Raw genomic sequence first — 14,786 nt, 5'->3', positions numbered from 1 at the left:
CAATGATGAATCGGTTAAGGAGATAGGAAACCTGATGCAAAAGTGGAGCTGGGCTTTAGTCAAAACTTTATTGAAGTGGATTCTACTGGGGAGCGGTGTAGGTATATTGTCTGGAACAGCCTCCGCCTTTTTCCTGATCAGTCTGGAGCATGTTACCGACCTGCGAATGGAGCAACCATGGCTGTTGTACCTCTTGCCAGTCGGGGGAGCGTTAGTCAGTTACCTTTACTTGAAGTTCGGAAAGAACAGTGCCAAGGGAAATAACTTAATTCTGGAACAAATCAATAACGGAAATGAGACCATTCCGCTGCGCATGGCCCCTCTAGTTCTATTCGGTACCCTGATCACACATCTGTTCGGTGGTTCTGCCGGGCGGGAAGGGACTGCTGTCCAGATGGGAGGGAGTCTGGCGGAAGCGTTCGGGAAGATGTTGCGAGTGAGTCCGATGGATCGGAGGATTCTTCTGATCTGCGGGATAAGCGGCGGTTTCGGTTCGATCTTCGGTACGCCTCTAGCCGGTACGGTATTTGGTCTAGAGGTTTTGGCTATCGGATTAATCAGTCATGAGGCCTTGTTACCTGCATTTGTGGCAAGCTTTGTAGGCCATTTAGTGACCACATCCTTCTGGGGCGTATCCCATATTCAATATCAAGTCGATTGGGTACCCGACATTTCAGCTGTAGTCCTGCTAAAGGTTATCTTTGCCTCGGTGTTATTTGGACTTACCAGTATTCTTTTCAGTGAATTGACTCATGCGCTTAAGAAAGGCTACACCTATTTATTTCATAATCCGATGATTAAAAGCGCCGTAGGCGGCTTTGTTATTATCGGCTTGGTGTACCTGATGGGTACAAGAGATTATTTAGGCCTCGGGATTCCGCTAATTCAAAATTCGTTCGAAGAGGGTGTCTCCCCTTTTGCTTTTCTATGGAAATTGATCTACACTTCGCTTACACTGGGCGCCGGGTTCCAAGGTGGAGAGGTTACGCCATTGTTTGCTATCGGTGCTACACTCGGACATTCTTTATCCGGCTTTTTGCATTTATACGCTCCATTCTTGGCCTCATTAGGTTTCATTGCCGTATTTTGCGGCGCAACGAACACACCTATCGCCTGTTTTCTGATGGGCATTGAGTTGTTTGGTTCGAGCGGTTCCATCTATATGTTCATTGCCTGCCTAATTAGCTATTTGGTCTCTGGTCACACAGGTATCTATACCTCGCAGAAGATTGGAATATCGAAGTCCCATTGGATTCAAGTGCCGGAAGGGGCGACCCTGGGCAGTATTAAACCCGTTAAGAAAAAGAAGCAAAACCCATAACTATTAAAGGATCCGGTACAGCCAAGGGAGCGTGACCACTTGAAAAAGATATTGATAACCGATGATGATGTTCATATCCGCACCTTATTAAAGCATGTATTAACCAGAGAAGGTTATCTTGTCATCGAAGCCAGCGATGGACAGGAAGCTATACATAAGCTGAAGGAGAGTATTGTGGATTTGGCTGTTGTAGATGTGATGATGCCGCATGTGAATGGTTTAGAGTTATGCGAACATATACGCTCTACCTATGATATTCCGATTATTTTACTTACAGCCTTACAACAATTAAGTGATAAAGAGCAAGGATACTTGCATGGAACGGATGACTATGTCACCAAACCTTTTGAACCGGCAGAGCTCTTGTATCGGATAAAAGCCTTGTTTCGCCGATATTCCGTTGCATCTACTGATAAAATTCGCCTAAACCGGCTGATTATTGACCGTAAGAACTATGAGATTACCGATGGAGATGATATTTTGCTGCTGCCGGTAAAAGAGTTTGAATTATTGGCACAGCTGGCACAGTATCCGGGCAGACTTTTTACCCGCAGTGAATTAATTGAACTGGTGTGGGGAGCCGATTACGAGGGCGATGAACGGACCGTAGATGTACATATCAAACGATTACGTCAGCGATTCATAGCCTATCAGGATGATTTTGTGATTCGTACGGTTCGCGGGATCGGATATAAGGTGGAGATGATCAGCTCATGAAGTCACTCTATGTACGGATGTGTATTGTTTTTTGCTCAGTCATACTGTTCAGCAGCTTATTCGCCTTTTTGGGCTCTAATTTCTATTATCAGCGGGAAGTGAAGCCTTTAAATGATGCCAAGCTCACTGGAATGGCTCTAAAAATTCAAGAATTCAGTAGGTCCCACCCTGATTCTGTAGATGATTACCTAAGTAGTGTGGCTTCTCTGGGTTATAAAATCTATGTCACGAATGATTCTGGGGACGAGCAATTCTATGGCAAACCCTTTCGAGAGTTGGATTTGGATGAAGGACAGATTGGGAAGGTTCTAGAAGGCCAGGTCTATCATGGCGTTGCTGAATTTCCAAGCAAGTTGTTTATCACCGGTTTTTTTGATAATGAGCTTCGAAATTCGATTGGTGTGCCGATTACGATGAACAATGAGAGCTACGCGTTATTTCTGCGCCCGGATGCCGACATCCAGTTTGGGGAGCTGCGGATCTTTTTTGCGATGATTATCGGGCTCACTCTGCTATTCAGTCTTTGGTTCGTAATGATTAGTGTTCTTCATGTGGTTAAGCCGATCACACGCCTTACGGCAGCTACCAAAAGTATCTCCAAGGGCAGATATGACATTAAGCTGAATACGCGCAGAAGTGATGAAATCGGCCAGCTGGCCTCACACTTTATGATCATGAGTAGGGAATTGGAACGTACCAACAGGGCCAGACAAGAATTTGTCGCTAATGTGTCTCATGAAATTGAATCACCGCTTACTTCTATTCAGGGCTTTGCTCATTCACTAAAAGATTCAACTCTGCCTGATGAGGAAAGATTACAGTACTTATCCATCATTGAAGAGGAAAGCCGCCGAATGTCGATGCTAAGCAAGCAATTACTTACGTTGTCTTCGTTGGACTATGATCCTAATCTACTGCAGATCAGTACCTTCGACTTACGTACACAGCTGCGTCAGGTGGCTCAAATTATGGAATGGAAGCTGGCTGAGAAACAACTCTCTCTGCGGTTGAACCTATCTGAGATTAGCCTTACAGGTGACGTGAACCTCCTATATCAAGTGTGGATGAACCTGTTATCGAATGCGATCAAATATACACCGGATGGCGGCGAGGTTGCGATCTCAGCGAGTATTACAGATGGCAGCTGTCAGGTTCGTGTCTCGGATACCGGTGAGGGCATTAACCCGGAGGAGTTGCCGATGATCTTTGACCGCTTCTATAAAGCGGACCGGGCTCGCACAAGGGAGAACCATAGTACAGGTCTGGGTCTTTCCATTGCTCAAAAAATTGTCCTTTCTCATTCAGGAACGATCGAAGTGAAAAGTGTGAAGGGGAAAGGGACTACATTTACAGTTAGCCTGCCTGCTTTGTAATTCATTATTCATACTCCGTTCATTTTCGCCTTCTAAACTGTGAATATACAGAGTAGAAGGAGTGGTAAGTATGTTTTTAGCTTTAAGGGAAATGCGGCATTCCAAGGCCAGGTATTTGCTGATTATGGTGATTATGCTCTTGGTCTCTTTTTTGGTGCTGTTTGTCACTGGGCTTGCAAGAGGTCTGGCTTATGCCAACATTTCAGCGGTACAAAATATGTCTGCAAATTATTATGTTGTACAAGGTGATGCGGATCAGACGTTCCGACGTTCTCAGCTTAATGAAGTGGAGCTTCAGGACGTACGTTCTGTAGTAGGAGAACAAAATGCGACTCCACTAGGCATTCAAATGAGTACAATAACCGCTAAAGGAACGGATGTAAAGACAGATGTTACTTTTTTTGCGGTAGATATGAAGGGTCTAATAGCTCCAGCTATAGCCAAGGGCGAAGGAATAAGCAATGAGACAAAAGGCAGTGTGGTTGTGGACCGCAAGCTGGAGCAAGACGGAATCACTATTGGCAGTACCCTTATAGATCAGGCTACCGGGATGACCTGGAGCGTTGCTGGATATGTCCAGGATAGCTCCTATAGTCACACCCCAGTGGTCTATTTGAATTTGCCGGATTGGCAAGAGATGAAGCAGGGGATGTCCCGAGGTACGGCTGCTGACCAGACTGTGTCTTTTAACGTAATTGCTATTAAGGCCACTCAGAAGCAGGTGAACCAAATTTCCGAACAAACGAAAAATGTTGAGGTTATCACGAAAAAACAAGCCATTTCCAGTATCCCCGGCTATTCCGCCGAACAAAATTCCCTAAAGATGATGATTATTTTCTTATTCGTCATTGCAGCGTTTGTATTGGCGGTGTTCTTCTACGTTATTACGATCCAAAAAACAAGCCAGTTTGGGATTCTAAAAGCGATGGGGACCAAAATGTCATACTTGGCTTGGAGTGTAGTCGGTCAGGTTATGATTTTATCCGTCGCAAGTCTATGCATCAGTCTGCTGCTGACCTTTGGAATGAACATGTCACTTCCTGACTCTATGCCGTTCCAGTTGGACACCTCGACGATTATTTTAACAAGCTGCTTATTTATTGGAATGTCACTCTTGGGATCCCTAATTTCAGTGGCTAGAGTAGCAAAAATAGATGCATTAGAAGCAATTGGGAGGACTGGCGCATGAGTGCAAAGTTAGTAATGAAGCAAGTGTCCAAAACCTACGGAGACGGAGATTCTGTGATGTCTGTACTCCGAAATCTGGACCTGGAAGTAAATGAGGGAGAATTCGTTGCTGTTCTGGGACCTTCCGGCTCGGGGAAAAGCACATTTCTCTCAGCGGCAGGAGCTTTGCTTACTCCAACTAGCGGTGAAATTTTCATAGATGGAGAATCACTCACGAATAAAGATAAGGGAGAGCTCACCGAACTGAGACTTCAAAAAATAGGTTTTATGTTCCAAAGCGCTCAGTTGCTACCTTACCTGAAGGTAGAAGAACAGCTGCTGTATGTGGCTAAGCTTGCGAAACTAAATGCGAAGGAAGCTAAGCAACGTTCTGCTGAAATACTGAAACGGTTGGATATCTGGGAACGGCGCAATCACTACCCGGAACAACTCTCCGGTGGGGAGAAGCAGCGAGTGGCTATTGCCAGAGCCTGGATGAATAAGCCGGCTATTCTGTTTGCCGATGAACCAACCGCAAGCTTGGATTTCAAGAGGGGCAAGGAAGTTGTACGGATGATTGCTGAAGAAGTAAAAAGCCAAGGCAAAGCTGCAGTCATGGTGACCCATGATGAGCGTATGCTGGAATGGTGCGATCGGGTGCTGCATTTGGAAAATGGGCTTTTGGTTGAAGGTTAAGGATAGAGAGATTAGAAACCCCCGTTTGGCATTATGCCGGGCGGGGGTATTTGTTGTACGGATGATGCGGCATGATTAAAGAGTCTGTGTGGACAACGCCTCGAAATATTCACCAACGATTTCACGAAATTCCATAGCAGCCCGCGAAATGTACCGACTCCTGTGCCATAATAATGCAATCTCACGTACCAATTCCTGATTTTCTACTTGGAGATATGTGATCTGTTCCCGTGAAAACCTCGCTGTGCTTGGGATGAAGGCTATGCCGAGTTCGGCTTCCACAAGACTACTTAACCTTGCTGGTTCATCCCCCTCATACACATATTTAGGTACAAAACCAACCGATTCACATACAGAGTCCACTAAATCGCGGGTACCGTAGCCTTTTTTTACACCGACAAACCATTCATCTCTTAATTCTGCCAAGGATACGCTACTTCGGTCTGCCAGTCGATGCCCTTTTGGAACAGCTACTAGGATGGGGTCGATGAACACAATTTGACATTCAATATCATCCCCTTGTATAGGAGGTGAGGACAAGCAGAAATCGACTTCACCTCTATGAAGAAGCGTAATCATTTCCCGCGTTTTCAGCATTTGCACATGAAATTGGATATGGGGCCGTTTTTTCCGAAACTCTCGAAGGATATGGGGTAACGTGCTTGCGGTGGTCACCGCCAATTCGAGTGTGCCATATTCCGGACTGGATAAATCGCTAATCTCTTGCTTTCCTTGTTCCAGTTCAAACAAAGCCCTTTCAGCTCGGCGAAGGAAACTCCTTCCGAACTCATTCAATCGTAGCTTTCTTCCTATACGATCAAATAGAGGGACCCCTAAATCCTCCTCCAAGCGTTGAATCGTTTTGCTTAGTGAAGATTGAGTAACGTGCAGACTTCGTGCAGCTTCGGTCACATGTTCCAGACGAGCTACCTCAAGAAAATATTGCAGTTGTAAAAGTTCCATTTAAGCACCCTCCACTCATTCCCTCAAGTACATGAAATCATAACATGAAATGCGTTGGAATAAATAATTGATTTCAAGTACGATGACATTAATAAGCTTCGGGGGGGACCCAAAATGAGTGTTCGCAGCAGGTGGTTGATGATTTCCGTAGGTCTGGGGGTATTATTAAACCCATTAAATTCTTCGATGATTTCTATAGCTATTGCAAGGCTGCAAAATGTGTACAGCCTTGATTTTACAGCTGTATCCTGGATTATTTTTTCTTTCTACATTGCGAGTGCGGTTGCTCAACCTGTCATGGGAAAAGCCAGTGATTTATTCGGCCGTAGGAAGATATTTCTTAGCGGGCTTGTAATCTCCTTTGTTGCATCCTTATTAGCTCCACTATCACCCAACTTTGGGTGGCTCATCGTGTTCCGCATTGTACAATCCATCGGAACAAGCATGATCGTGTCCGTTGGGATGGCTATTGTGCGAATTCATATTACGGAGAAGCAAGCGACAGCACTGTCAGTGTTGTCCATATTTCTATCAGGAGCGGCAGCCATTGGACCCTTTATTGGCGGGGTCTTGATTCACTGGTGGGATTGGCCTGCTATCTTTCTCGTCAATATTCCGTTCGTAGTGACAAGCTTTCTATTAGCTTGGAGGAATATCCCTAAGGATGAACCGCCAACATCCGTTGCACAAGGCATGTCCTTTCGTAAATGGTTTGAGTTGATTGATGCGACAGGGGTCCTGCTCTTTACAATAGGATTGGTTGCCTTACTCGTTGGATTACTGTCCGCAAAATCTTCTGGGCATATCTCATTTAGGCATGTGATTATCGGATCGATTGGTCTTGTTTCACTGGGCGTTTTCGTACGACATGAGTTAAAAGCGAAGTCACCCTTTATTCCTTTGCGCACATTCGCCAAATATCCTGCGATGACTTGGGTCAATGTCGAATTCATACTCGTAAACTTGCTTTTTTACTCGCTCTTTTTCGGGCTTCCGTCCTACTTGCAAATGGTACGTCATGTTAGTGAATTCCATACAGGGATTCTCATGCTAAGTTTAGGGTTATGCTCGCTCGTTGTTTCTCCACTAGCAGGACGATGGATTGATAAGTCAGGACCTCGCCCAGCATTGCTGGTATCCGGAATACTGATGACCCTTGGGTCTGTATGGATAGTGACATTGAATGAAACTTCACCGGTGATCAGTGTGTGTCTGGCGTTAGCTGCATTCGGTATTAGCAACGGTTTGAACAATGTGGGTATGCAAACGGCCTTGTTCAGAAGTTCTCCAAAAGAGATTATCGGTGTAGCATCCGGAGTATTTATGACATCGAGATACCTGGGGACCATTCTCTCTTCATTGTTGCTAGGTATAGTAATGGGGGATAAGTTCAGCGCAGGAGGATTTCGACTTCTTGGGGTTATTCTTACGGTAATTGCATTGTCTTTGGTGTTCATGAGCTGGCGTCACAGGGACTCTCATCCATCGCAGGAGTCTTAGACCTACAATCATATCCCGAAATTGGCTCCGGGAAACACTGTGTAGCGATCCAAATATTTCGTTGAATTTGGTACAACCTTTACAGAACTAATTTTGTTTTGTGAATAAGTGAATTTCCATTTCTCCACTTTGATTTTATAATTATCTTCTGCCGTTACTCGTTGGACAATCCGCACTGTCAGACTAGTATCTGTAAGTGCGGTAGCTTTGAAATCTACAATAGTTGACAAATTGTAAGTACCGGCAGGGAAGCTTTCATTATAGATATCGGTAATGAAGTCCGGGCTAACTAATTCCTGCACTTCTTGATGCTGTCTCTCGTCATAAGCCATAATCCACTTGTTAGCTAAATTTCCGATTTGATACATACGATTCGTCATTAAGTCAACGGGAAGAATAGCGTAAAAACAATTTGTAACTTTATTGTTTTTACGTACGTCTATTTCTACTAAGGAGGGGATTGACTTGATAAAGTATTCTAGTTTTGCAATAACTACATTACTTGTTATTGTATTAGTAGGATGTTCAAATAAAACAACAGAATATCCTCATGTAATTATTTTTAACAACACCCAATTTTATTTATCAGTGGAAAAAGTCACTCTAGATAGGCTAGGAAATCAAGTCGGTGCAGTGAAACGACAGGTTGATCAAATGCCACAAAAAAATGAAGAATCAAACTTTACACCAGTAGGAAGTAAATTATACGAGATCAAGGAGATAGATCCAAACGAGGCAATTGCGGTTGAATTAGACGGGGAATACCAAAAAGCATCATCAAAGTAAAAATGGATTGCTATTTCGTTCACTCAGTATGATTCAGTTTTCTCACTCAGGCTCATGAATTCGCAGGATTTCACCTTTAGCTAAGTCTCAGATAAGAAGGAGACAGAGGAGGCCCAGTGGCTTGAGAACACCTGTAAGGGCATGCAAGAATAAAGGTGAGAGTTATCACCCAGTCTTTTCCATGCCCTCACAACTCCATGTCGCCCCTAGCGAATTTTCACTCCCATGTCTCAACGGGTCTATGCCCTATTATTCCTTCGTCACATCTAACAAAGGGGTGGAGGTCGGTTAAACGTTAGTTCAATAAAACGGCGGTAGCGGGATATGCTTCGGCACTAAACACTAAGGTTAAGGTTAAGCCGGATAATCCAAATTTTAGGATTTGTTTCATTGTAAAATTCCTCCAAAGTAGTTTATTATTTAGACACGAGTTAATCTAAGAAGTTTCTTTAATTCAGAGGAGAGATGAGCAATATGAAATTTTTCATGGTCGTTCTAATAGTATTCTGTGCAGTGGTCCCGACTTATTATTATATTAAAATCCGTGGATGGAAGAAAAAGTTGTAGAAAGAAGGAGTCGGGTATGCCTAAACGAACTAAGCAAAATCGATGGATATGGATATGTTCAGGACTGATTTTAGCATCTGCACTTCTTTTTTATGCAATTGTATATTTGTATGACAGACCTGGCGGCTTTTTAGATCAGCGAATGTCCCACGCGATGGGCCAGGAAGATACCATTCACATCCCACTCGGCAAAACCGCGGAGGAAGCCATTCAACTTTTTCGGCGGAGTCCGACGTTAAATGTAATTCACCGAGAACCGGTTGAAGGTGGCGTGCTTCTTTTTATGAATAGGATTAAACAGGAAGTAAGTAATCTACAGTTAGAATATGTACGCAAAACATGGCTCGGATGGAAATGGGGCTGGGGTGGAGAATTCAGTATAGGGAGTTCTCTGCAATCTAAGTCTGCACTCAATTATATGAGTATACCTGCTATAAAAGGCATATCAACGCCCTTTCCTTTAGTTTATGGCGATGTCTTAAATGCATCAATTAAGAGTGTGACCGTTGATATCAAAGGCACTGATAAATACAACGCCAAACTTACAAAAGTAACCTCAGAGCAAACGATTTGGTTCGTTTTACTGCCTTCAACCGCTTCAACTCCTTTTAATATCGAGGGTTATAATGAACAAGGTGACCTTATAGCTGTTAAAACAATAAGTGATTCCAGAGACAGTGGTTGGATAGATCTAAGAGATTGAGTTCGGATATTCAGTCTATCATGGGGGGTGATCATTGTAATTGTCTTAATTAATGGGGCATTTGGTGCAGGTAAAACCACAGCTGCTCATACACTACAGTCACGTATTCCAAACAGTATGATATTTGATCCTGAAGAAATAGGTTATATGCTGCGAAAAATTATTCCTGAAGAAGTTAGATTACACGATGAAAGAACGGATGATTTTCAGGATATGGAGTTATGGCGAACTCTAACCGTACAAGCATTGAGTGAGGTAAAGAGGAAATATAATAGACCAATAATTGTTCCAATGACGATTTATAAGCCTGTGAACTTTGATTATATTGTTAAGGGTCTTCAAGCTATTGATAACGAGGTTTACCACTTCTGTTTAATGGCTACTGAACAAACGATATATCAGAGATTAGCTTCTCGGGGGATCAAGAAGGCGGATGGACGTATCAGCAAACCCTAAAATGTCTAAAAGCTTTCTCCAACATTGAAAGATATAAAGAGCAAATTCATACAGATCTTTTAAACACAGATGAAGTGGTACATAGAATTCTTGATAGGATAAAGGAGCTGCAAGAATGACGCTAGAACCTACACTTGAGGAGATTAATGAATTATTCCAATTACATCACATCAGAGATGAAATCGTAATGATTAAAAAGCTGTCGGGTACTACAAGCGGCCTCGTGTATAGACTGGATTCCCAACTTAACAACCACTATATATTAAAATTTGACGATCCCGATCAAGTGCGGCTGGTTAGTGATTTTTTGAAACATCATCCTAACTCGACACTAATGCCAAAAGTACTTTATACAGCCTCAGATCATTCCCATCTAATCTATTCGTATATCAAAGGTACAACTCACTTTAATCGTGGACAGAAAATCAACTGGTTAAGAGTGCTTGTTCATGAACTATTTAATACATACAGCAAATATCCGAAGGCAAATATATGGGGGAGATTAGAGTATCCGCTGCTATCATGGAAAGAATTCAATGAGATAGGCATCGAGGAAGCGAGAAACAATATCGGGGATCTATTAACCACCGAAGATTACAACTTTGTAAAATCACTAGTCAATAAATTGTTCAAGGAAGAGGGGAAACAGGCTGAGCGTTACTTGTTGCATGGGGATACTGGAGTACATAATTTTGTTTTTGATAACTCCACTTTAATGGGTGTCATCGATCCTTCTCCTATGGTGGGTCCTTTAATCTACGATTTTCTTTATGCTTTTTGTTCTTCCCCAGACGATTTAGATATCAATACCTTATTTGCAGCCTTCGAAGATCTTGACATTGAAGAGAGTTATATGGACAGATCAAGGTTAATGGATGAAGTATCCGTTCAACTCTATTGTCGTATTGGTCTTAGTAAAAAGCATCACCCCCATGATCTGTCGGAATACTTAGAGGCATGGGAATATTGGAAAGCTCAAATTAGGAGGACTAAGGATGATCACACGGATTACAACGCCATATAGTTATTCAACGGCAGTCGTAGCAGGAGATTACGTTTTTTTAGGATTACATAGGGGTTTTGGGGAGAGCTTCACACAACAAATACACGAAGCTTTTAGATTCTTAAAGGATACTCTAAATGAAGTTAATGTTCCTCTTGAGAATATTGTAAAGGTAAACGTATATCTCAAAAACATTGCTGATTTGCCTGAAATGGAACGGGTGTTTATGGAGTATTTTGAAAAAGATAAATTTCCTGCACGAATGACAACAACAACAGAATTTATCGATACGGATTGTCTGATGATGATTGATGGGATCGCTTACAAGGATTGAACTAACGGGACATTGAGCCGGGGAGAACTATTCTCTCCGGCTTTCGGTTCTTACCAGCAGCTTTTGTAAAAATACATTGAGTGCCATAGAGCTTGTGCTGTCTTTATGACGGATAATGGAAAAGTCTCTTTCTAGATGATTGTGTCTAATCCGCAATTCCTTGATCTCACCGCTAGCCAACTCTTTCCGCACAATCCATCTGGATAACATGGCAATACCCAATCCAGCAGATACCGCCTCCTTGACGCCCTGGCTGCTGTTAAAGACGTAGGATCTCTTCACATTAATATTCGTTTCCTCCATGAAATGATCGCTGAAGGCACGCGTTCCTGAGCCATGCTCCCGAAGTACCCACACTTGATCTCGCAGCATTTCTTTCTCAACGACAATATTATCCGATAGAGGGTGATCCGTTGGGGAGACGACAATCATTTCGTCTTTCATATAGGGAATCACGGTTAAGTCCGCATCTTGTGTTTCGCCTTCGATAAATCCAATATCCAGTTGATTCGTGCGTACGGCTCCAATTACTTCTTCTGTATTTCCGATGGTAACCTGCAGGTTGACCTGCGGGTACTGATTCGCGAATTCTGCAAGCTTTGCCGGCAAAATATATTCACCAACCGTAAAGCTGGCTCCTATATGTATACTGCCTGTCACCTGATCCTGCAGCATTTGAATCTCCTGTCCGGCTTCTTCATAGTGGGTTAAGATTTGCTTGGCATGTTTATATAGAATTGCCCCCGCCTCCGTCAGGCGAACCTGCTTGGGAGAACGGTGGAGCAGCTTCGCCCCCAGTTCATTCTCCAGATTTCGAATATGCAGACTGACCCCCGGTTGAGAGAGGTTCAACAGCTCCCCAGCTTTGGAGAAATGGCTCTGCTCTGCTACAGTTACAAATACCCGCAATGCATCTACTATCATTACAATCCCTCATTGTTATTCATATTAATCCCTGTTTATAAGCCTATTAGGCTCATTTTAGCATAATTTTCAATTCAATCATAAGTTTTTATAATGATACAGATAGCAAAGTAGTATTTCACTTCCTCCTCTAATGCTTCTATAGTGAAGCTAAGAGATCCGATGATCGGTGAATGGGAGTGAGAAGTATGGAACACACACTTATGGCAAAAACCAAATCACACCAAAGGATAAATGTGGGGTTTATTCAAGGATTAATTCTCACGTTCGTACTGTCCGTTACAGCGAAGGGTTTAGCCGCTCTTCCTTTCCTAAGTATAATGGGGCAGCTTGTTCTGGCTATCCTGCTGGGGATTCTGATAAGGGCGATTGTAGGTGTTCCACACCAAGCGGTGTCTGGGATCACTTTTTCAAGTAAAAGATTGTTAAGAGTCGGCATTATATTGCTCGGGATGAAGCTTAATTTGGGTGATATCTTACATGCAGGGCCTAAAGTAGGGGCGATTGCCGTAATTAACATTATATTTACACTGTTCACAGTGTACGGGTTAACCCGCTGGTTGAAGGTAGATCGGAAGCTCGGACTCCTAACGGCTTGCGGAACAGCGATTTGCGGCGCCGCCGCGGTGGTTGCTATATCTCCTCAAATCAAGGCAAGCGATAACGAAACGGCAGTAAGTGCGGCTACGGTGGCGATCCTCGGGACGATTTTCACGTTGTTATACACGATCATGTATTCCATTCTAGGTTTAAGTCCAGCAGGATACGGGATCTTGTCAGGGGCTACTCTGCATGAAGTGGCACATGTAATCGCAGCGGCTGCGCCGGGAGGGCAAGAAGCGGTTGATATTGCGGTGATTGTGAAGCTTACCCGGGTGGCCATGTTAGTTCCTGTAGCTCTGATCATTGCTGTGTGGGAAGGTCGTAAGGAGCGTAAGAGAGAAGGCAAACCCAAAGGGATACAATGGAGAAAGCTACCTGTACCTTGGTTTATCTTAGGTTTTCTGATGATGAGCGGTTTCAACACCTTAGGAATATTACCGGGAAAGATCACAGAATTGATTATTGTTATTGCTTATTTATTGATAGCCATGGCGATGGCGGGGCTTGGGTTGGGTGTGGATATAGCGACATTTCGGCGGTTGGGGAAGAAGCCTTTTTTGGCAGGTCTCATTGGGTCTGTATTGCTCTCAATACTAGGATTTCTTCTTGTTCATGCTTTTGGATTGGCATAGCTTTCATTTAAATGGAAATATTTTCTTATCTACTTTTCAAATAAAACTTGTTACCCTAGGAGAGGACTAAAGAAATTGAGGTGGTAAACTGCGATGAGTAAGAAATATTGTTTGTTCTGTGATGAATTGGTCTCTGTAGAAGTACAAGGTGACTATGATCGGTATGTAAACTGTCATTGTTCACCCGATGGTTCGTATAATCTGCTAAGGGACAGCTATGAACCAATCAATGCGTTTTCGCATGGGACGAAACATCAAATGTTTCCTATAGTATCTGCGTTTATACGGGAGCAAACCGATTGCGATGAAAGAATAGCCCTATCGATTGAGGATTTAGAGAGTCTCATGAATTCTCCGAAAATACCAGTTACGTTAGAGGAAAAGGGAAATCGATTCCTGCAATACTTGTACAGACATTCCCAAGGGCCGGACGATCCGGTTGTGATCCCATTAACCCACAGTTATAACTTGACGTATTCTCCTAATATACAAGAACTGGTATTTATTATTGATAGGCTGAAAAACGAGCAATCCATTCTTAGGGAAGGGATGACCTTTCGACTCACCGAAAACGGCTGGAGAGAAGCGGCTGCCAGGGCCGGAGGAAGAAAGTTGAAATCCTGCGTCCTGCTGATCTCGGAGGAAGAGGAGAGTTCCGTTCAATGGTTAGAAAAAGTTCTCCCGAAAATTGAACAGTGCGGGTACATGCCGCGAATTTTAAATTCATCCGAAACTGTGAATCCTGAGCCCTTTTCTATGGAACTGATCGCTGAAAGCAAGCTCATTATAGCGGATATCAGCGGGCAAGGCCCTGAGGTGTATTTTGCAGCTGGTTATGCTCTCGGGTTAAATATTCCTGTGGTGTGGACCGTAAAAAGCAGCGCTGCTGATCAGATGTTTATCCCTTCAAATGATATTCGTCCTATGGTTTGGGAGCATCATGAGGAGCTGGCTGCCTTATTGCAGCAGAAGTTAATTCAATAAGTGGACATTTATTCTTGGCTGGGCTACAGTTGTTCTAAGTAACAATAAGGGGCAAAA

The 14,786-nt window shown here is 43.3% G+C and carries 16 protein-coding genes; 13 read left to right on the top strand and 3 right to left on the bottom strand.

What is annotated here, in order from left to right:
* Positions 1 to 34 precede the first annotated feature (34 nt).
* From PWYN_RS20415 to PWYN_RS20395, 5 genes are all read left to right on the top strand, one after another.
* Complete coding sequence (locus tag PWYN_RS20415; RefSeq protein ID WP_036655660.1) at positions 35 to 1,321, top strand: voltage-gated chloride channel family protein; 1,287 nt, start codon at positions 35 to 37, stop codon at positions 1,319 to 1,321.
* 39 nt (positions 1,322 to 1,360) lie between these two features.
* A complete protein-coding gene (locus PWYN_RS20410; RefSeq protein WP_036655657.1) occupies positions 1,361 to 2,038 on the top strand; it encodes a response regulator transcription factor in 678 nt (225 codons plus the stop codon).
* Positions 2,035 to 3,411, top strand: a complete 1,377-nt coding sequence (locus PWYN_RS20405) for a sensor histidine kinase (protein ID WP_036655654.1) — start codon at positions 2,035 to 2,037, stop codon at positions 3,409 to 3,411. Before PWYN_RS20410 ends, PWYN_RS20405 begins: the two co-directional genes overlap by 4 nt.
* 70 nt (positions 3,412 to 3,481) lie before the next feature.
* Positions 3,482 to 4,600, top strand: coding sequence for an ABC transporter permease (locus PWYN_RS20400; protein WP_036655650.1), 1,119 nt, complete (start codon positions 3,482 to 3,484; stop codon positions 4,598 to 4,600).
* Complete coding sequence (locus PWYN_RS20395) at positions 4,597 to 5,274, top strand: ABC transporter ATP-binding protein (protein WP_036655648.1); 678 nt, start codon at positions 4,597 to 4,599, stop codon at positions 5,272 to 5,274. Before PWYN_RS20400 ends, PWYN_RS20395 begins: the two co-directional genes overlap by 4 nt.
* 75 nt (positions 5,275 to 5,349) lie before the next feature.
* On the opposite strand, the gene PWYN_RS20390 is transcribed toward PWYN_RS20395, so the two are convergent.
* A complete protein-coding gene (locus PWYN_RS20390) occupies positions 5,350 to 6,237 on the bottom strand; it encodes a LysR family transcriptional regulator (RefSeq protein ID WP_036655645.1) in 888 nt (295 codons plus the stop codon).
* A gap of 114 nt (positions 6,238 to 6,351) precedes the next feature.
* Between PWYN_RS20390 and PWYN_RS20385 the strand changes: the two genes are divergently transcribed.
* Complete coding sequence (locus PWYN_RS20385; protein ID WP_036655643.1) at positions 6,352 to 7,737, top strand: MFS transporter; 1,386 nt, start codon at positions 6,352 to 6,354, stop codon at positions 7,735 to 7,737.
* Positions 7,738 to 7,745: 8 nt separating this feature from the next.
* Here PWYN_RS20385 and PWYN_RS20380 read toward each other — a convergent pair whose 3' ends face one another.
* The gene (locus tag PWYN_RS20380; RefSeq protein WP_157261229.1) at positions 7,746 to 8,105 is read right to left on the bottom strand and encodes a hypothetical protein; all 360 of its coding nucleotides are present in this window, start codon (positions 8,103 to 8,105) and stop codon (positions 7,746 to 7,748) included.
* A gap of 97 nt (positions 8,106 to 8,202) precedes the next feature.
* Between PWYN_RS20380 and PWYN_RS20375 the strand changes: the two genes are divergently transcribed.
* The 5 genes from PWYN_RS20375 to PWYN_RS20355 all read left to right on the top strand — a co-directional run bounded on the left by PWYN_RS20375 (position 8,203) and on the right by PWYN_RS20355 (position 11,586).
* Positions 8,203 to 8,523, top strand: coding sequence for a hypothetical protein (locus PWYN_RS20375; RefSeq protein ID WP_036655641.1), 321 nt, complete (start codon positions 8,203 to 8,205; stop codon positions 8,521 to 8,523).
* A gap of 583 nt (positions 8,524 to 9,106) precedes the next feature.
* Positions 9,107 to 9,793: a hypothetical protein gene (locus PWYN_RS20370; RefSeq protein WP_052088219.1), complete on the top strand. Its 687-nt coding sequence runs from the start codon at positions 9,107 to 9,109 to the stop codon at positions 9,791 to 9,793.
* Positions 9,794 to 9,820: 27 nt separating this feature from the next.
* Entirely contained in the window at positions 9,821 to 10,249 is a 429-nt protein-coding gene (locus PWYN_RS20365; protein WP_052088217.1) for an AAA family ATPase, read from the top strand.
* A 115-nt stretch (positions 10,250 to 10,364) separates the two neighbouring features.
* Positions 10,365 to 11,273: a phosphotransferase gene (locus tag PWYN_RS20360; protein WP_036655638.1), complete on the top strand. Its 909-nt coding sequence runs from the start codon at positions 10,365 to 10,367 to the stop codon at positions 11,271 to 11,273.
* The gene (locus PWYN_RS20355; protein WP_036655635.1) at positions 11,245 to 11,586 is read left to right on the top strand and encodes a RidA family protein; all 342 of its coding nucleotides are present in this window, start codon (positions 11,245 to 11,247) and stop codon (positions 11,584 to 11,586) included. Before PWYN_RS20360 ends, PWYN_RS20355 begins: the two co-directional genes overlap by 29 nt.
* A 27-nt stretch (positions 11,587 to 11,613) precedes the next feature.
* Here the strand turns inward: PWYN_RS20355 and PWYN_RS20350 are convergent, their stop codons facing one another.
* Complete coding sequence (locus PWYN_RS20350) at positions 11,614 to 12,510, bottom strand: LysR family transcriptional regulator (RefSeq protein WP_036655632.1); 897 nt, start codon at positions 12,508 to 12,510, stop codon at positions 11,614 to 11,616.
* Between the two features lie 188 nt (positions 12,511 to 12,698).
* On the opposite strand from PWYN_RS20350, the gene PWYN_RS20345 reads away from it, so the two are divergent.
* Both PWYN_RS20345 and PWYN_RS20340 read left to right on the top strand, forming a co-directional pair.
* Positions 12,699 to 13,745: a YeiH family protein gene (locus tag PWYN_RS20345; RefSeq protein ID WP_052088215.1), complete on the top strand. Its 1,047-nt coding sequence runs from the start codon at positions 12,699 to 12,701 to the stop codon at positions 13,743 to 13,745.
* A 93-nt stretch (positions 13,746 to 13,838) separates the two neighbouring features.
* Positions 13,839 to 14,729 carry a hypothetical protein gene (locus tag PWYN_RS20340; protein WP_036655626.1) on the top strand — a complete coding sequence of 297 codons (891 nt, stop codon included), beginning with the start codon at positions 13,839 to 13,841 and terminating at the stop codon, positions 14,727 to 14,729.
* Positions 14,730 to 14,786 lie beyond the last annotated feature (57 nt).

It is taken from the genome of Paenibacillus wynnii, assembly GCF_000757885.1.
Lineage (GTDB): Bacteria > Bacillota > Bacilli > Paenibacillales > Paenibacillaceae > Paenibacillus_AQ > Paenibacillus_AQ wynnii.
Note: the sequence above shows the minus strand (reverse complement) of the source record. Positions and strands in the feature narration are given on the sequence as shown.